Origin of the sequence: Atopobacter sp. AH10 (assembly GCF_003664595.1) — a bacterium.
GTDB lineage: Bacteria > Bacillota > Bacilli > Lactobacillales > Aerococcaceae > Atopobacter.
Map to the genome: position 1 here is coordinate 1 of NZ_QXPZ01000052.1, position 16,294 is coordinate 16,294.

19 protein-coding genes and 1 tRNA gene are annotated in these 16,294 nt (G+C 38.2%); 7 read left to right on the top strand and 13 right to left on the bottom strand.

The annotated features are described in order from the left end of the window. A partial coding sequence (locus tag D3H64_RS09275) for an ABC transporter substrate-binding protein (RefSeq protein WP_233554934.1) occupies positions 1–870 on the bottom strand: 870 nt, incomplete at its 3' end. 238 nt (positions 871–1,108) lie between these two features. Here D3H64_RS09275 and D3H64_RS09280 point away from each other — a divergent pair. Further along, a tRNA-Arg gene (locus tag D3H64_RS09280) sits at positions 1,109–1,182 on the top strand. Between the two features lie 212 nt (positions 1,183–1,394). Here D3H64_RS09280 and hflX read toward each other — a convergent pair. From hflX to D3H64_RS09335, 11 genes are all read right to left on the bottom strand, one after another. Then, the gene (gene hflX, locus D3H64_RS09285) at positions 1,395–2,627 is read right to left on the bottom strand and encodes a GTPase HflX (RefSeq protein WP_121565943.1); all 1,233 of its coding nucleotides are present in this window, start codon (positions 2,625–2,627) and stop codon (positions 1,395–1,397) included. Positions 2,628–2,639: 12 nt separating this feature from the next. Then, a complete protein-coding gene (gene miaA, locus D3H64_RS09290; protein WP_158589275.1) occupies positions 2,640–3,530 on the bottom strand; it encodes a tRNA (adenosine(37)-N6)-dimethylallyltransferase MiaA in 891 nt (296 codons plus the stop codon). Then, a complete protein-coding gene (locus tag D3H64_RS09295) occupies positions 3,523–4,365 on the bottom strand; it encodes a glycerophosphodiester phosphodiesterase (RefSeq protein ID WP_121565945.1) in 843 nt (280 codons plus the stop codon). Before D3H64_RS09295 ends, miaA begins: the two co-directional genes overlap by 8 nt. A 4-nt stretch (positions 4,366–4,369) precedes the next feature. Beyond that, positions 4,370–6,073 carry a DNA repair protein RecN gene (gene recN, locus D3H64_RS09300; protein WP_121565946.1) on the bottom strand — a complete coding sequence of 568 codons (1,704 nt, stop codon included), beginning with the start codon at positions 6,071–6,073 and terminating at the stop codon, positions 4,370–4,372. 24 nt (positions 6,074–6,097) lie between these two features. Next, on the bottom strand, positions 6,098–6,922 hold the full coding sequence (locus D3H64_RS09305) for a TlyA family RNA methyltransferase (RefSeq protein ID WP_121565947.1): 825 nt from the start codon (positions 6,920–6,922) through the stop codon (positions 6,098–6,100). Next, positions 6,903–7,817, bottom strand: coding sequence for a polyprenyl synthetase family protein (locus tag D3H64_RS09310; protein ID WP_158589276.1), 915 nt, complete (start codon positions 7,815–7,817; stop codon positions 6,903–6,905). The genes D3H64_RS09305 and D3H64_RS09310 overlap by 20 nt, the downstream gene beginning before the upstream one ends. Beyond that, positions 7,810–8,073: an exodeoxyribonuclease VII small subunit gene (gene xseB / locus D3H64_RS09315; RefSeq protein ID WP_121565949.1), complete on the bottom strand. Its 264-nt coding sequence runs from the start codon at positions 8,071–8,073 to the stop codon at positions 7,810–7,812. The genes D3H64_RS09310 and xseB overlap by 8 nt, the downstream gene beginning before the upstream one ends. Positions 8,074–8,076: 3 nt before the next feature. Further along, entirely contained in the window at positions 8,077–9,432 is a 1,356-nt protein-coding gene (xseA, locus tag D3H64_RS09320; protein WP_121565950.1) for an exodeoxyribonuclease VII large subunit, read from the bottom strand. A 63-nt stretch (positions 9,433–9,495) separates the two neighbouring features. Next, positions 9,496–9,966 (bottom strand): transcription antitermination factor NusB, encoded by a 471-nt coding sequence (gene nusB / locus D3H64_RS09325; RefSeq protein ID WP_121565951.1) that lies wholly within the window; start codon positions 9,964–9,966, stop codon positions 9,496–9,498. Beyond that, positions 9,966–10,373 (bottom strand): Asp23/Gls24 family envelope stress response protein, encoded by a 408-nt coding sequence (locus tag D3H64_RS09330; RefSeq protein WP_121565952.1) that lies wholly within the window; start codon positions 10,371–10,373, stop codon positions 9,966–9,968. The genes nusB and D3H64_RS09330 overlap by 1 nt, the downstream gene beginning before the upstream one ends. Positions 10,374–10,445: 72 nt before the next feature. Further along, the gene (locus tag D3H64_RS09335) at positions 10,446–11,522 is read right to left on the bottom strand and encodes a Xaa-Pro peptidase family protein (RefSeq protein ID WP_121565953.1); all 1,077 of its coding nucleotides are present in this window, start codon (positions 11,520–11,522) and stop codon (positions 10,446–10,448) included. A gap of 237 nt (positions 11,523–11,759) precedes the next feature. Here D3H64_RS09335 and comGA point away from each other — a divergent pair, with 237 nt between their 5' ends. The 4 genes from comGA to comGD all read left to right on the top strand — a co-directional run bounded on the left by comGA (position 11,760) and on the right by comGD (position 14,737). Beyond that, positions 11,760–12,770 carry a competence type IV pilus ATPase ComGA gene (comGA, locus tag D3H64_RS09340; RefSeq protein WP_121565954.1) on the top strand — a complete coding sequence of 337 codons (1,011 nt, stop codon included), beginning with the start codon at positions 11,760–11,762 and terminating at the stop codon, positions 12,768–12,770. Continuing rightward, positions 12,697–13,812 carry a type II secretion system F family protein gene (locus D3H64_RS09345; protein WP_121565955.1) on the top strand — a complete coding sequence of 372 codons (1,116 nt, stop codon included), beginning with the start codon at positions 12,697–12,699 and terminating at the stop codon, positions 13,810–13,812. The genes comGA and D3H64_RS09345 overlap by 74 nt, the downstream gene beginning before the upstream one ends. A 167-nt stretch (positions 13,813–13,979) precedes the next feature. Beyond that, entirely contained in the window at positions 13,980–14,273 is a 294-nt protein-coding gene (gene comGC, locus D3H64_RS09350; protein WP_233554935.1) for a competence type IV pilus major pilin ComGC, read from the top strand. Then, positions 14,273–14,737, top strand: a complete 465-nt coding sequence (gene comGD / locus D3H64_RS09355) for a competence type IV pilus minor pilin ComGD (protein WP_121565957.1) — start codon at positions 14,273–14,275, stop codon at positions 14,735–14,737. The genes comGC and comGD overlap by 1 nt, the downstream gene beginning before the upstream one ends. A 16-nt stretch (positions 14,738–14,753) precedes the next feature. Here comGD and D3H64_RS09360 read toward each other — a convergent pair whose 3' ends face one another. Continuing rightward, positions 14,754–15,056: a hypothetical protein gene (locus D3H64_RS09360; RefSeq protein ID WP_121565958.1), complete on the bottom strand. Its 303-nt coding sequence runs from the start codon at positions 15,054–15,056 to the stop codon at positions 14,754–14,756. Positions 15,057–15,177: 121 nt separating this feature from the next. Between D3H64_RS09360 and D3H64_RS10605 the strand changes: the two genes are divergently transcribed. Together D3H64_RS10605 and D3H64_RS10150 are read left to right on the top strand one after the other, a co-directional pair. Next, a complete protein-coding gene (locus tag D3H64_RS10605) occupies positions 15,178–15,528 on the top strand; it encodes a competence type IV pilus minor pilin ComGF (protein ID WP_370448463.1) in 351 nt (116 codons plus the stop codon). A gap of 166 nt (positions 15,529–15,694) precedes the next feature. Continuing rightward, complete coding sequence (locus D3H64_RS10150; protein WP_147429913.1) at positions 15,695–15,949, top strand: hypothetical protein; 255 nt, start codon at positions 15,695–15,697, stop codon at positions 15,947–15,949. Positions 15,950–16,294: the final 345 nt, after the last annotated feature.

Genomic DNA, 16,294 nt, shown 5'->3' on the forward strand with positions numbered 1-16,294 from the left:
GCCACAGCTCTCCCTTTGTGAAAAATTTAGGGGGTGGCTAACTTGTACTTGAAATTTACGTAAATAATAAACACTTTGTTCTGGAGCAATTGTTAAATCATAAGATGGAGCTAAGTCCATCAACCTATCCCCAACTTCAGGCAAAAGATCTAATTTCCCTCTTTTAAATTCCTTAAATGCCGATGTTAAACTAGGGTAAACTTTGACTTGAACGCGATCTTGATTGACATGCTTTGCGTCATAATATTCTTTATTTTTTTCATACAACCATGAGGCCTGATATTTTTTCCAATTTTTAACTTGGTAGGGGCCAATCGATGGAATAAATTTCGCATCATCGCCAAATGATCCTCCTGCTTTTTTTATAGCATCTTTCCTTAAAGGATATAAGGCTGGTTGATCTAAAAGAGCTTTTAAATAGTGAACAGGATGCTCTAATTCAATGACTAGTTCACCTTTAGCATTAACTGAAACCCCTAATGATTGACTTGGTTTATTACCTAAACGAATCTCCTTAGCATTTTTTAGAATATTATCTAATAGATAGGCATGTGGAGATTTAGTGCGTGGGTCAACTAAACGTCTCCACGCAAATACAAAATCTTCTGCTTTCAGTGGCTTTCCATCAGACCATTTGACTTTCTTTAACTTAAAAGTATAACGGCACTGATCTTTAGAAACAATTGGTTCCTCTTTAGCCAAGCCTAATATATAAGAGCCATTTTCCTTTAAACGATATAAACCTTCTTGAGTATTCAGTAAAACGTTAATGGAATCTGTATCAAGAGCTTTATGAGGATCTAAAGACCCTAAATCTGTATAGGCTGCTAAATGAATAGTTTTCTTTTGTTCATAAAGGCTTTTCATCATTCGAAAGCCTAACCCCATAGCCCAAAAGGTCAAGCATATGAACACTATACTCAATATATTACGCTTTCTCACTTAGATCCCCCCATCACTTGTCTAAGTTTATCCTACCATGCTAAGCGGATGAGGACAAGAAAAGTTAAGTATTAGCCTTTTATTTTTAGCTCATAGAAGAGATTTTCAGAAAATTTATTTTTTTATTTGACAGGACAGCCATCTTCCCCTATAATAATTTAAGGATGTTCCAATAGCTCAGCAGGATAGAGCATTCGCCTTCTAAGCGAACGGTCGGGGGTTCGAATCCCTCTTGGAACGTAGAAAAAAAGCCTTGAAGTTATACGCTTCAAGGCTTTTTTTGACTTCATCAAGCTATACTTCATTCGCCATTTTTATACTTGCGAGGCAATCTACTTTCATTCTTCATTTCAAAGTCTACAAACCTTAAAGTTGTATCCCTAAGTTTTATAAGATAGACCTACAAAAGGAATCAGTCAAATAAGCTTATTCTCTTATTTCTATCCCTATGTCTAATTTAAGGACAGTTCATTTAAGCGCCTACTCCACCAATGATTGGCGTAACCCTTAATCCGATAAGCTTCTTTATTTTCATCAAACTGACAACTATCCAGCATAATATAGGGCCTCCACTTTTCAATTTTGCCCATTTCCTTAGCTGCTACAAAAATATCAAAAGCCTGCCATAAGTGACGAATTTGACTTTCTAATAGAGAAAGAATCCTTTCTTGATCTTCTTTATCGTGTAAATTTGCCTGTATTGAAGGAAAAGCCGTCTCTTCCATTTCCCCCTTCAAAAGATCTTTTTTACTATAAATATAGACAAGTGGGCGATCATTCATTTCCAGATCTTTTAACAAGCTATGAACAGTATCCTCATAAAAAGGATGAAGAGGATCTGCTCCATCAATCACCTCAACAAAAAGGTCAACTTCTTGGCTTTCTTCAAAAGTAGATTGAAAGGCCTCTAAAAGCATATCTGGCAGATCATGAATGAAACCTACCGTATCTGTTATAGTGACTTCTAAACCAGAAGGCAGCCGCTTTTTACGCGTTAAAGGGTCTAAAGTAGCAAAGAGTTCATCTTTTTCATAAGTCCCAGCATCAGTTAAAGCATTCAGTAAGGTAGATTTCCCTGCATTAGTATAACCAATTAATCCAATTTGAAAGGGTACCACTTGAGATCTCTTGGCACGTGCCCTACGTCTATGTTGACCCAAACTATTCAATTCTCTTTCAATTTCATGGATTTTTTGCCGAATGCGGCGCCGATCGACTTCAAGCTTAGTTTCCCCAGGTCCTCTTGTCCCTATACCACCACCGAGACGAGACAGTTGCTTGCCTTGCCCCATAATCCTAGGCAAAAGATAGGTTAATTGGGCTAATTCAACCTGTAACTGACCAACTTTTGAAGAAGCTCTTTGAGCAAAAATATCGAGAATCAATTGCACCCTATCCATGATAAAAATCGATAATTCCTGCTCAATTAAAAGATGTTGCCTAGCAGTTAAGCTAGGATAGAAAATGACTTTTTCCGCCTCTAACTCTTCTATATATCGACCTAGCTCATCTAGTTTTCCTCGCCCAATTAAAGTTTTATAATCTAGGACCTGTCTTTTTTGAGTCAAAGTGAGTACCACTTCTCCTCCAGCTGTTTCAACCAGTCTTTGAAGTTCATTAACTTCTAAAGAAAACTGTTGATCAGTCTGATCCGTTTGAATATGAACAATAATAACTTTTTCCATCTCTAGCCCCCCTTATTGCTTTAATTTCACCTTTACTTCCTCTATCCATTTCTCAAACCGTTCCGGCTCTAAGGGGTCTAAGTAAGGCATTCTATTCCTATACCAAGTGAGCTGCCGTTTAGCATAACGTCTTGTTGCTTGTTTTAAATGATCTAAAGCTGTATCTAGCCCTTCTTGTCCTTTTAAATAGGGGAAAAGTTCCTTATAGCCAATTGCCTGAAATAAAGTTCTTTGACCCAAAGAAGGATCCTCTTCTAAGGCCTTTAAAAGCCATTTTGCCTCTTCAACAAGGCCTTTTTCTACCATCAGATCTACCCTCTGATTAATACGATCATAGAGCTCTACTCGTTTTCGATCAATATAAACAGCTGCAGATAAGGGGTATGTCCTTTTCCCTTGACCTGCTAACTCACCCTGCTCACTCAACAATTGATAGTAGCGACGAATACGCCGATCATTTCCTTGTAAATCCTCTATCTTTAAGTTTGGAATTGCTGATAAAACAGCTTTCATCATTTGATCTACAGGCAGATCAAGACTATCTTTTCGCTCTTGCCCAAAAGAAAAACCTTCAATCAAACCTTGTAAGTATAAACCCGTCCCTCCTACAACTATAGGAACTTGCCCCTTACGCCAAACGTCATCAATCGCTTGCGAGGCCAATGTTTGAAAGCGAAAAGCATTAAAGTCTTCATCCCAATTGCAACAATCCACTAAATAATGGTCGACTTCTTCTTGATCTTCTTGACTGGGCTTAGCGGTTCCAATCTCGACTTTCTTGTAAACTTGCATAGCATCTCCATTGATGATAGCCCCATTAACTTCTTTAGCAAGCTGCATAGCAAGATCAGACTTTCCTGAAGCAGTCGGCCCAGCAATGACAATTAACTCTTCCTTAGACATCCCCTTCATCCTTTTTCAACTTAATCTCTTGATTTCCTTTAGACGTCATTTCAAGGATAAGATCTTTCTTTTCTGAAATTATCTCTGATCGAAGGGCTAGAGCTCTTTCTGGATAATCGGTGATAATGGCATCCGCTCCAAAAGAATAAACAGCTCGCATCTTCTTTGGATCGTTAATCGTCCAAACACGGCATTTAGCAGCTTCCAAATAAGGCCTTGCAAAAGGATAATTCTTTTTCCATTTCGAAAACTCTTTCATCATCCGATAGGAAATATGCCAAGCATCCTTGTGATAATAACGTAAAAACATCTTGGTTAAAAAATTGATATCAGAAGCTAAATAGCCTAACTGGGCATTAGCATCCAAAAGGCGCAAACGTTTGAGAGACTTAGGATTAAAACTCGAATAAATGATTTGAAAAGGCCAAGCATCTGAATGAACAAGATCGACCAATTTTCTTTCTATACCTGGATACACTATTTTATCTGTTTTGATTTCGATATTGAGTTTACCCTTAAAGCCCCAATCCTTTAGCGCTTCTAGGACCTCCTGTAAAGTTGGAATCTTCACACCTTTAAAAGTATAAGAATCATCAAACCACGAGCCCGCATCTAATTTTTTTATTTCTTTTAAACTAAAATCTCTAACCAATCCCTGGCCATTCGTTGTCCGATCAACTTTTTCATCATGTATAACCAGCAATTGCCCATCTGAAGATAGGTGGACATCTAATTCAATACCTTCGCAAGCTGATTGAACCGCCGCATGAAAGGCCGGTAAGGTGTTTTCTGGATGAGTCCCTCGACTCCCCCGATGAGCATATACATCCGTCATCTTTTCACACTTTCTTTCCTAGCAATAATTTACGTTCATTGGCACTAGCAACTAGTTCCTTGGCTTGTTGAACTGCTAATTCTGTAATGGTAGAGTCCGTTTGCATCTTCGCTATTGCTTCTATATGTTCTTCTTGTGATAAGTCTAAAACTTGAGTGGAGGTATGGTCACTTTCTTCTATTTTTAAAACTTCCATGTGATGATCCGCCCAAGAAGCTACCTGAGCTTGGTGAGTAATAGCCAAAACTTGGCTAGATTTCGCAATAGCTGCCATTTTCTCCCCAATAGCTGTCGCCACTCGCCCTGAAACGCCAGTATCAATTTCATCAAAAATCATCGTTGAAAAGCCCATGTTTTTAGCCAAAATAGCTTTTAAAGCAAGAAGTAAACGAGAAGCCTCCCCACCTGAAGCCACCTTACTTAAAGGCTTAAAAGGCTCGCCCTTATTGGTTTTTACATCGAAACGAATGGTCTCATTCCCATCTATTTTTAACTCACTTCTTGTAAAAACAACCTTAAAGTCGGCAGAAGCCATATATAAATCGGCTAATTGCAATCGAACATCTTCTTCCAACTGATGGGCTATAAGGTGACGAATTTGACTTAAATCCTTAGCCAGATCAAGAGCAGCTGCTTTTTCTTTAGCCATTTGCTCAGCGATTTCTTTTAAAACTTGATCACGATTTTCATATCGTGCAATTTGTGCTTTCGCCTCACTTTGATAAGCGAGAATCTCTTTAATACTTTGTCCATATTTACGTTTTAACCCATCAATTTCAAATAAACGTGACTGAACTGTATTATATTCTTCTTCATCAAAATATTGAGAAGAGAAAAGTTGGTTCAACTGACTTTCGGCATCCTGTAGGCTATAGTATACTTCCTCAATTTGCTGAACTAATTTCGATAGCTCTGGCAGGTCTTGATCTAGCCCCTCTAGGCATTTTAGACTTTCTCCTAAACTATCCACAACACTTGGGCGCTCTGACCCATCTCCTAGAGCCTCTAGTGCCTTAGATAAAGACTTTGTAATCTTTTCATAATGACTAAATTGACGAAAAGATTCTTCCAATTGCTTATCTTCCTCTTCTTTAAGATCAGCTTTTTCAATTTCATTGATTTGAAATTTTAGGAAATCCACTTGCTTGAGGTCTGCTTGGTCTTCTTTTTCTAATTCCCTATAGTCTTTTTCTAACTGCCTATAGGATAGATAATGCTTTTGATAGGCCTTAAGTTGTGAAGCAAATTCTTCACCAGCATAGGCATCCAATAAGCCCCCATGACTTTTTTCATCAAAGATAGACTGATGGGCTAACTGGGTGTGAATATCAACAAATGGGCTCATCAATGCTTTTAACTGGCTAAGCGTAATCATCAAACCATTAGCCCGAATCAAATTACTTCCCTTTAAAGATAGCTCTCTTGAAATAATCAACAAATCATCTGTTAGATCAATCCCCATAGATTCTGCTATTTCCACAACCTTATTAGCTTTTTTAAGGCTAAAGGAAGCTTGAATAAGAGATTTATCATAGCCATAACGGATCATTTCTTTATTGGCTCGACCACCTAGTAACAAGTGAACAGCATCAATCAAAATAGATTTCCCTGCACCTGTTTCCCCTGTCACTATGGTTAAGCCCTTGTCAAAATGGAGCACCACTTCATCAATAATAGCAAAATGACGGATGAGTAAATCCTTTAACATCCTGACACCTCTTCTTCCAGTTCATTAGCCATGCAAAAGATTTTCATGGGCTTCTTTCACAACTTCTACGATCTTTTGATCCCAATCCTTATTCCATTCCATCTGAGAAGTCTTTAAGATAAAATGCCCCAGGAATTCAATATTCCCACTGCCACCGGTAATAGGAGAATAAGTTAAATCAACTAAATATAAGTTTTCTTCTCTAGCCTTTTCAATGGTGTGCCTTAACACCTCTTCATGGACTAGTGGATCACGAACAATCCCATTCTTCCCTACCAGATCCTTGCCTGCTTCAAATTGTGGTTTGATCAAAGCTAAAACATCTGCGCCTTCACTAGCAATGGATTTAAGCGGTGGAAATATGAGGTCTAAGGAAATAAATGACACGTCAATAGACACTAAATCCGCTTGCCCTTCTGTAAACATATCTTTGGTCGCATAACGGAAATTCACCCTTTCCATCACAATAACACGAGGATCTTGGCGAAGTTTCCAGGCCAGTTGATTATAACCAACGTCTAAGGCATAACTTTTTTTCGCTCCATGTTGCAAGGCCGCATCCGTAAATCCACCCGTTGATGCTCCAATATCTAATAAGGTTTTCCCTTCCACCTCAACATCAAAACTAGCCATAGCCTTTTCTAACTTAAGGCCACCACGAGAAACATAACGAAGGCCCTTTCCCTTCAAATGTAAGAGAGTTTCGACTGGAATCTTTTCTCCTGGTTTATCATAGCGTTGGCCATTTGAATCCACAACTTCTCCAGCCATAATTAAGCGTTTAGCCCGTTCTCGACTTTCTGCTAGTCCTTGTTGAGTGGCTAATATATCAACACGTTCTTTCTTCATATTTCTCTCTCATCTCTTGAACATCAATCCATTTTAAGGCTTGTTCATAAATAGCTCGACCCAATAAACTATTCGGACAATGATCAGTCAATTCTTCTAAAATCAATTGCATTTCATCAATTTTGCTTTCTAAGAGATCCAGAGCTCCTGAAATACCTAATAAGGAAGGATAAGTCGCCTTTTTCAATTTTTGATCATGTAAAACATTCTTCCCTGCCTCTTCTTCATTCATCAATACATCTTTTAAGTCATTGTGAACTTGAAAGGCTAAACCAAATATTTTAACAAATCGGCGAACCCTTTGCTCGACAAAATAATTTGTTTGATACATATCAAAAGGAGCACATGCTGCCGCTTGAATTAATCGTCCAGTTTTTAATTGGTGCATTTTTTCTAATTGGATGATATCACTCTTATCTATATCCGATATACTATCCAAAAATTGTCCATAAATCATACCGTTAGACCCTATAGCATCAGAAATGGTCTGCATCATAGCCACTTTAGCACTTGATGGAATTTCCGAACTATTCAAAATAGGTAACCAACAATCAGATAAAAGGGCATCCCCAATCAGCAAGGCTAAACTATGCCCGTACTGTTTTTGTACTGTCGCCTTTCCTCTTCTTAATTCATCATTATCCATTTCTGGTAGATCATCATGTACCAAGGAATAATTATGGATAAGTTCTACTGTTAAAGCTATTGGCAAGGCTTGTTTCATTTCCCCGCCCAACCAATCGTTAGTTGCAAAGACTAATAGTGGGCGAAGTCTCTTGCCTCCTGAGCAAATTGCATAATGACAACCATCCATTAATAGAGATGTCCGATCTTCGTATGACCTCGACAGAGCCATTTCTATCAATTCCACCGTTTTTTGGACTAAATCATTCATCTCTTGCCTCCTCGCTTTCATTGCTTTGCCCCTTCATCACTCGGGTAACTGTTTTTTCTGCTTCTTTCAATTCTTTGGCTAAATATTGGCTTAATTCCATCCCTCTTTGGTAATATTGTAAGCTTTCATTTAAAGAAAGTTGACCACTTTCTAAGGCAGTAACCTTATCTTGTAGCTCCTTCATTCCTTCTTCAAAAGATTCAGGCTTTACAAAGCTTGTAGAGGATGATTTTTCTTTTGTTTGATCATTTGTCATGAGCTAGTCCTTTCCTTCTTCAAATTTTTCTTTTGAGATAATCTCCGCTTTTGCTATTCCATCGTGGAAATGCACATCTACTTCTTGACCTTTCTTTAAGTCATCTACTGATTTAATCAATTCTTCATTCGGCGTCATCACCAAGCTATATCCCTTTTCCATTATGGCTAATGGATTCAACAAAATAAGGGCTTGATTCTTAGCGTGGAAGCGATGATTGAGGTCTTTCAAGCGCTCCTTCATTAATTGATTCAATTGGTTTACTCTTTCCTCTAGAGTGTAAGAAGCCTGAAGTAAACGATTCTTTGGATGTTGAAGTTCCAAGCGCCTGTGCCAATCATTGAAGGGACGAATCAAGCTAGTGATCTTTTGTTGGCTTAGATAATGTAATTTATCCGTTAGGCGATCCAAGTCTTGCATTTTATCCGCATATAAATAGGAACTACGCGTAAACAGAGGGCGTTCTAAATAATTTCTTAAGCCTTCTTGATAAACGGATAGAAGTCGTTTAATACTACGGTTTAAACGACTATCTGCCTCCCTTAAACTCGCTAACAAATCCGTTAAGGAGTAAGGAGTTGCCATTTCTGCAGCCGCTGTAGGAGTAGCTGCCCTCCGATCTGCCACAAAGTCTACTAAGGTGGTGTCTGTTTCATGGCCTACAGAAGAAATAACAGGTATTGGGAAATCTACTAAAGCTCGGACTAAGTTTTCGGAGTTAAACGTCCACAAGTCTTCGATTGAGCCACCCCCACGACCGATAATTAAGGCATCATAGCCATGAGTGAATCGTATTCTTTCCAACTGTTTTATAATGGTTAAATCTGCCCCTTCTCCCTGTACGGCAGCAGGATAGAGATCAATTTGTAGTAATGGATAGCGCCGAGCCACCGTAGTTTCTATATCATGTATCACTGCCCCATGTTCACTGGTAATGACAGCCAAGCGCTTAGGATAGAGTGGCAAAGGACGTTTAGGTCGATCGAACAAACCTTCCTTAGTCAGCTTTTCTTTTAATTGTTGGAAAGCTAAAAAGAGTGCCCCTTCTCCTAAGGGCTCCATTTCTTTAATCAATAATTGATAGCGACCTTGTGGCCCATAAAGAGTGACCTCTCCCTTGACCACAACCTCCATCCCCTCTTCAAGTTTAAACTTTAAAGCTTGATAACGATAAGACCATAACATAGCCGCTATAAGGGCATGATCGTCCTTTAAATTAAAATATTGATGGCCATTACGTCTTGGACGGAAATTGGAGATTTCCCCGACTAAGGTTACCTCCTTCAGGTAAGGATCCTTATCAAATTTCAATTTCAAATACCGAGTCAAGCCCGATACTGTCAATGAAGGTTTTTCCATTCTCCACCCCTTTCTGAAGAAAAAGCGCCAGACAGCCTAATTAGACTATGCTGGCGCCAATTATTATAGCGACACAAAATTCGTGAGTACCCCATTGATAAATTTGGAGGATTTCTCATCCGAGTATGTTTTAGCTAATTTGATTGCTTCATCGATGATAACCCGAGTTGGCGCCTTATCCTTCACTTGCTCTCTAGAAAGAAATTGCATTTCTGCTATCGCTAATCGCATAATGGTCAAATCGGCTCGAAGTATCCGATTAATGGACCAGTGATGACTATGTTGTTCAATTAACTGGTCAATGGCTTCTTGATTATCTTGGGTAGCTTTTAACAAGGCATGCAGATAAAAGATATCCTCACGCTGATTAAAGTCCTCTGAAGTAATTTCCTCATCAGTAAAACCTTCATCTTCCAATAAGGTCATCAAGTGAGCATCTGTCACTTCTTGAGTCTTTTCCTCAAAATTTTTCGCAAAGAGAGTTTGGAAAGCCAATTGACGGATGGTTGATCGTTTTAAAAATCCAACCGACATTATTCTTCCTCCAAATCCAAAATAGGTTGTTCTACTTCTTTTTCAGATACGATCTTTTTCACATGAACATTAACTGTTTGAATATTCAAATCACAGCTGTTCAATATTTGTTCTTTGATCTTCTCCTGAATTTCTAAAGCAATTTTAGGAATCGAATAGCCATATAAAAGGGCTACGCTGAGGTCAATAACTAAATGATCTTGATCCCCACTAAGGTGAGCTCCGGTTGTCCCAGTTTTCCGAGTCCAAAATTCAGAAAACTCACCCATAATACCAGGCATCAAATGGCTTACTCCCTCCACTTGCCGAGCAGTGATAGAAGCAATGGTTTCAATACTATCTGGATTAAGCAAGATATCTCCTGCATCAGTTTTCTTTTCTATTAATGTATCTTTTAAATCGGTCATTACTATCCTCCTAGACGCTCCTAGTTATAAATATGTGCTTAGATCTAGTTTATCATTTTTTGCCTCAAGTGGCTATTGTTTGGGCGAGATATTGATGAGTGATCTATCCGTTGTAGTTAATACTCTATGCCCATCTTTTGTAACTAAAATATCATCTTCGATCCGTACACCACCAATTCCAGGAATATAGATCCCTGGTTCACAGGTAATCACATGACCTTCTTTTAAGACATGTAAACTAGCAGAGCTTACCATTGGCTCTTCGTGAATTTCTAGCCCAATACCATGGCCTGTAGAATGAATATAATATTCTCCGTAGCCTTTATCTTTGATATATTGACGAGCTACATCATCAATATGACTGGCTGGAACTCCTGGTTTTATTGCCTTAATACCAGCTTCCTGAGCTTTTCTAACTACTTCATGTATTTCCTTTAATTGATCTGAAAGTTCTCCGTAAGAAAAAGTACGCGTTACATCTGAAACATAGCCTTTATAATAGCAGCCATAATCTAGTGTGATAATGTCCCCCTCTTCAATCACCTTGTTACTAGCCACTCCATGAGGCATGGCAGACCGTAATCCAGATGCAACAATAGTATCAAAAGAAACCCCTGAAGCCCCTAATTCACGCATCTTAAAGTCAAGCGCATTAGCCACTTCTATTTCTGTTAAACCTGGTTTGATGTAAGTCAAAATATAGTGGAAAGCCTCATCTGCTATCCGACAAGCTTCTTGAATGGCAGCAACTTCATCCTCATCTTTTACCCGACGAATTTCCAAAATCAATCCCTTTGTTGGTACAAGTTCAACTGGTAAAATTTCCGCTATGGCTTCATAAGTAGCATAAGACAAATGATCAGCTTCAAATCCCAACTCACGAATACCTGATTTAATGAGGTAAGGCGCCAAACTGTCATAGTAATTCCCTTTTGAAGTAATCACTTCAAAGCCCTTTGCTTGTTCGTTAGCTTGCAAAGTGTAACGAGAATCTGTCACAAAAAAGGCTTTATCCTTCGAGATTACAGCAAATCCACTTGTTCCTGTAAAATTCGCCACATAGCGAACATTATAGGGATTGGTGATTAATAAGGCTTCAAGATTATTACGAATTAAGGATTCTCTAATCGTTTGAATGCGTTTATTCATATGGCATCTCCCTCCTAAGTCTTTCATATTATATCACGTCCTGGCCTAAACATATAGGTCTAGGCTGAAGCCTGTATGATCTACTTTTTCTCCTTTTCTTTAGAAGATTATCTTCTATCTCCTTTATAGTTTTTGACTTTTCCCTAAAATATTTATTACTTTCTAACCATTTTTTAGGAATCATTATTCCCTAACTGATGGTTATTTATTATTGGCTCGGTTAGAAAGGAGACCCTTATGGAAGTCTTATTACAACAACTTATTGAAGAAGCCATTCAAAGGAAAAGTGAAGATATCTACCTCATGCCTCTTCCACATAAATATGAAATATCTATTCGAACAAACGGCTTTCCCAGTCATTTTCGTTATCTTAAATCAGAAATAGCCGACCAATTAATTAATCATGTCAAATTTAAAGCCGATATGCAGGTTGGTGAGCGTAGGAAGCCACAATCTGGATCAATGGATCTTTTTATCAAGGAGCAAACTATCCCCCTACGCATTTCAACGATAAGTAATTTTAAAGGTCAAGAATCTATGGTCATTCGTCTCCATTTGAACTTTCAACTAAGCAAGGGAGCTTACGTTTCTGATCAACATTACCAAATCCTAAAAGAATGGTTGCTGCAAAAATCAGGCCTTCTTCTTTTTTCAGGACCAGTCGCATCTGGAAAAACAACGACCATGTATCAGCTCCTAGATGATCGCTATCGTCATATAAAAAGCTCGGTTATCACCATGGAAGACCCCGTAGAATTAATAGATTCGCGTTATCTTCAAGCAGAAATCAATCCCCAAGCCGGCATTAGCTATGATATCTTGATTAAATCTGCCTTACGACATCACCCAGACATTCTCTTAATAGGGGAAGTCCGAGATGAAGAAACTGCACGAATGATGATTAGAGCCGCTTTAACTGGCCATCTGGTCCTAGCAACCATTCATGCCAAAAACACTATAGGTGTCCTGAATCGCCTCATCGAATTAGGCATTAGCAAACAGCAGCTCATTCAATCTTTATTAGGGGTAAGCTCCCAGCGACTTATCCCTTTATCTGAAAGCTCTCATCACTCAAAGCAAATAAAACGAGCCGTTCTTTTTGAACTCATGACTGCCACAGAGGCAAAAGCTTATTTACTAAAGCAAACACCTTTAAAAAAGGAGGAAAGCTTTAATGGGCAATTGGATCAGCTCTTGGAAGAAGCAAGGATTAGTTACGAAACTTATCAACAATTCTTCCTTCGCTAAAAAAATAGTTCAACTCCGTCACTCTTGGTCTCCACAAGAATATATTCTTTTTTTTCAAACGCTTTACGAACTACAAAAGGATGGGTTGGCGCTCAATAGTTCTCTACATTTCCTCACTATCATTCTTCCCCAAAAAGCAAACGACATAAAGGAGATGGCTCAAATCATTCACAAAGGGGGGCTATTAGCTACAGCCTTAGACCATCTAAATTTCCCCAAACGTTATATTGGACGTTTAGCCTTAGCCCAAAAAAGCAGCTTTTTAATTCCTTGCTTAGGACAAGTAAGCCAAGAAGAAAGCTACCGTCAAAAAACCTTTAAACATCTCAAGCAGCTACTGTGTTATCCTCTTATCCTTTTAATTATTGTATCGCTCATTATTTTCTTTGTGAGATGGCTCTTATTACCCCAACTATTAAATTTAATAACAGCTGATATTCGTCAAAAACACCTCCTTATCAATATTCTTCTCTTTAGCTTAGAAGAACTCCCCCTCATTTCAGGGATTAGTCTACTTTTTGCCTTAATCACAGCGAATCTTGTTTTCCTCTACTACCGGTCCCTTTCCACCCTTTCTCAATTGAAATGGCTCCATCGCCTACCAATTGTTGGCAAGTTAGAGGAGGATTATTTATCTTGGCAATTCACCTTAGAATTGAGTTCCTTGTTAGAGCAAGGCATTTCTATCAAAGAAGCACTGGATCAATTGCTAGAACCTAGTGTACGCCCTTCTATCCGTTCTATTTCACACTTACTCATCCAATATTCCATTAAAGGAATACCCATTAGCCAAAGTTTACAAAGCTTACCATTTTTGCGTCAAGACTTAGCTTTGGTTATCCAAAAAGGAGATATATTAAGCCAAAGAGCCACTAAATTACGCCTATTAGCTGATAAGTATTTTTCCGATTTCACCCAAAAATGCAAACGCTTAATCATGTTTGTCCAACCTTTGTTATTCTCAATAGTCGCCCTGCTCATTATGGGCATCTATTTAATCCTTTTGATGCCTATGCTGACCATGTTGGATCAGGCCATGTAAACTTTATCCATAAAAAACTTTCCTAAAAGCGCTTTTAAAAAAGGGGGTGATCCTATCGTCCTTGTCCGATCCAATTTTCCTAAAGCTATCTAGAAAAGAATTGCCAAAATACTCTTTTTACTTTACTTGTCACACAAGTTAACGCTCAAATCATTAAGGAGGAAATGATGAAAAAAAGATTTTTAGCCTTAAAAAAACGAGGCTTTACGCTTTTAGAGATGGTCATTGTGATGTTTGTCGTTGGTATTTTAATGCTACTTTTCATTCCAAACTTATCAGCCCAGCGTGCAAGAATTGCTAAAAAAGGAGATGCTGCTTTAACTAAAGTTTTTGAAACTCAAAAAGAAGTTTATTTACTTGAAAATACCAGTACAGATGCCGTAACACCAGAAGTTTTATTTAAGGCTAAGCTAATCACAGAAGATCAAAAGAAAAAAATGGAAGAAAAAGGTATCCAATAATGATACGCAAATCTTCTATCAAGCAAGCGGGCTTCACCCTCATTGAAGCCCTGCTTGTCTTATTCATCACTTGTTCGCTCTTATGCATCAATTTAAAATCTCCTAAAGAAATCTTTCAACGCATCCAATTAGAAAGTGCCTTAAAACAGATGGAAAGTCAAATTTCCTTATTACAACAAGAATCTTTTATCTTTCACCGTTATACATACGTCTCTTTCTTCGGATCAAAAGCAAGGGCGATTTCATTTAAAAGTCAAAATTCATCTTTCAGAAAAATCCCCCCCGTTACCCTACCTGAACCCTACTATGTCAAAGGGTGCAAATCTATTTTTTTTAACGAAAAAGGAGAATCAACTGATTTTTTTACTTTATATATTTTAGGACCTAAGACTAAAATTCGCTATCGCTTTCAATTAGGAGCTGGGAGGTTTTTCCGTGACGAAATTCCACTTGAATCACATTAAAAATAAGGGCAGTTTGCTACTGGAGGCACATCTTAATTTCTTCATCGTCCTCCTTCTCCTTACAAGTTTTTACGCCGTTATCTGGCAGTGCTATCATCAAGAACAAGAACTTTCTGAAAAAGTAAGCTATTGGCGAAAAGTATATGAAAAGCAATGTGCCCCAGAATATGAGGAGGAAAAAATTGAAGAGCCCGATACTTTTTAAGCTTAGATTCTCCAAAATAAGTTTATCTAAAACACGCCATTTCTTTGCTTTTCCATCTATTCTTAACAGGGTAAAAAGCCTTTCCCCTAGCTTATCCATTGACCTCATCACCACTACAAGTCCCCTACTTCAACTAAAATCTCTTCGAAAGAAAGCATTCACTCTGCTTGAATCATTACTGGCTCTTTTCATCAACAGTCTAACCCTCTTAGTCCTCCTGCTCTTAATCCGAAACATTCCCAGCGTACTAGAAAGTCAATCTAGAGATCCGCTATTCGACCAACACTGGTTAGTCAATCGCATCCAATATGAGATGACTAATTATAAACTAGAAGAGCTCTCTCCTGTTGATATTTATTTAACTCCTCGCAATGGTTTAGGCAAATCTTATCTTTACGAGAAATATTCTGGTAAGGATGGACTGATGATAAGAAGACGTTCTACAAGAGGCGGGCACGTTGTCTTATTGAACAATATCGATCGCTTAAGATTCTCTTATATCCAGAAAGGGGAGAAACCAATTGTTCAGCTGGAATTGGACAAGGGGAAGAAGAAAAATAGATATTGGCTCTTCCCGACTTACTAAAAAACATAAACTAAAGCAAACAAGATGGCTCCCTTTTAGTGTAAGAAAGCAAGGATATTACAGCTGCCCTTGGCTAAAAAAAGGCTTTATTTTACCCTTTAGTCTCCTTCTATTCAGCTTATTTTCCATCCTTTTATATACAAGTTTACAATTGCATCAAGTTAAAATGGAAAGATATCAAGGCCTGATCTTTTTCTACCAGTCAGAAATTGCCTTTCACCTGGTTCAAAAATCGCCTGATCATTTATCAAAAGCCCTATCTCAACTTCCTGGGAAACTTACCGTTCAAAATCAGGAAAAAGTTTACCGAGTCAGCTACGAATGGCATTCTTACCGAAAAAGTAAAGAAGTCTTGGTCAAAGAAGATTCCCCTAAAAACCTCCCCTTAAAAAATAAAGAAGATTCTAATAGCAGCCAATAAAACATTTACCCATCAAAAGTAGTAGCCAGTAGAACATTTTCAGATCAAAAGTAGTAGCCAGTAACACATTTACCCATCAAGAAGGAACTTAGCTGTGATAGCCTCTTAAGGGAAAAGGTCTATGATTTGCTGCCTTTAGCTTACCAAATCTTAGTTTTTTGGATATACCTCAATTATACCCACTTACATCCTGACGAACCCTTAGTCCATTTCGCTTCTCTTGTAAAAAATAGGCTCTATACTTTTTGATGTTGGTGAAAGAGACAGACTGTAGTCTGTCTATGCCATATAAAGCACAAAAATGACCGATTCTTTCGGATAAGAGTTACCTTCATCCGGGAAAAT

What these genes read in the sequence shown, in the direction of transcription:
- hflX (WP_121565943.1), bottom strand. Translation starts at nt 2,627, where the DNA reads ATGGAAAAAGTTATTATTGTTCATATTCAAACGGATCAGACTGATCAA.
- comGA (WP_121565954.1), top strand. Translation starts at nt 11,760, where the DNA reads ATGGAAGTCTTATTACAACAACTTATTGAAGAAGCCATTCAAAGGAAA.
- D3H64_RS09345 (WP_121565955.1), top strand. Translation starts at nt 12,697, where the DNA reads ATGGGCAATTGGATCAGCTCTTGGAAGAAGCAAGGATTAGTTACGAAA.
- D3H64_RS09335 (WP_121565953.1), bottom strand. Translation starts at nt 11,522, where the DNA reads ATGAATAAACGCATTCAAACGATTAGAGAATCCTTAATTCGTAATAAT.
- comGD (WP_121565957.1), top strand. Translation starts at nt 14,273, where the DNA reads ATGATACGCAAATCTTCTATCAAGCAAGCGGGCTTCACCCTCATTGAA.
- comGC (WP_233554935.1), top strand. Translation starts at nt 13,980, where the DNA reads ATGAAAAAAAGATTTTTAGCCTTAAAAAAACGAGGCTTTACGCTTTTA.
- D3H64_RS09330 (WP_121565952.1), bottom strand. Translation starts at nt 10,373, where the DNA reads ATGACCGATTTAAAAGATACATTAATAGAAAAGAAAACTGATGCAGGA.
- D3H64_RS10150 (WP_147429913.1), top strand. Translation starts at nt 15,695, where the DNA reads ATGGAAAGATATCAAGGCCTGATCTTTTTCTACCAGTCAGAAATTGCC.
- xseA (WP_121565950.1), bottom strand. Translation starts at nt 9,432, where the DNA reads ATGGAAAAACCTTCATTGACAGTATCGGGCTTGACTCGGTATTTGAAA.
- recN (WP_121565946.1), bottom strand. Translation starts at nt 6,073, where the DNA reads ATGTTAAAGGATTTACTCATCCGTCATTTTGCTATTATTGATGAAGTG.
- D3H64_RS09310 (WP_158589276.1), bottom strand. Translation starts at nt 7,817, where the DNA reads ATGAATGATTTAGTCCAAAAAACGGTGGAATTGATAGAAATGGCTCTG.
- D3H64_RS09295 (WP_121565945.1), bottom strand. Translation starts at nt 4,365, where the DNA reads ATGACGGATGTATATGCTCATCGGGGGAGTCGAGGGACTCATCCAGAA.
- miaA (WP_158589275.1), bottom strand. Translation starts at nt 3,530, where the DNA reads ATGTCTAAGGAAGAGTTAATTGTCATTGCTGGGCCGACTGCTTCAGGA.
- nusB (WP_121565951.1), bottom strand. Translation starts at nt 9,966, where the DNA reads ATGTCGGTTGGATTTTTAAAACGATCAACCATCCGTCAATTGGCTTTC.
- xseB (WP_121565949.1), bottom strand. Translation starts at nt 8,073, where the DNA reads ATGACAAATGATCAAACAAAAGAAAAATCATCCTCTACAAGCTTTGTA.
- D3H64_RS09305 (WP_121565947.1), bottom strand. Translation starts at nt 6,922, where the DNA reads ATGAAGAAAGAACGTGTTGATATATTAGCCACTCAACAAGGACTAGCA.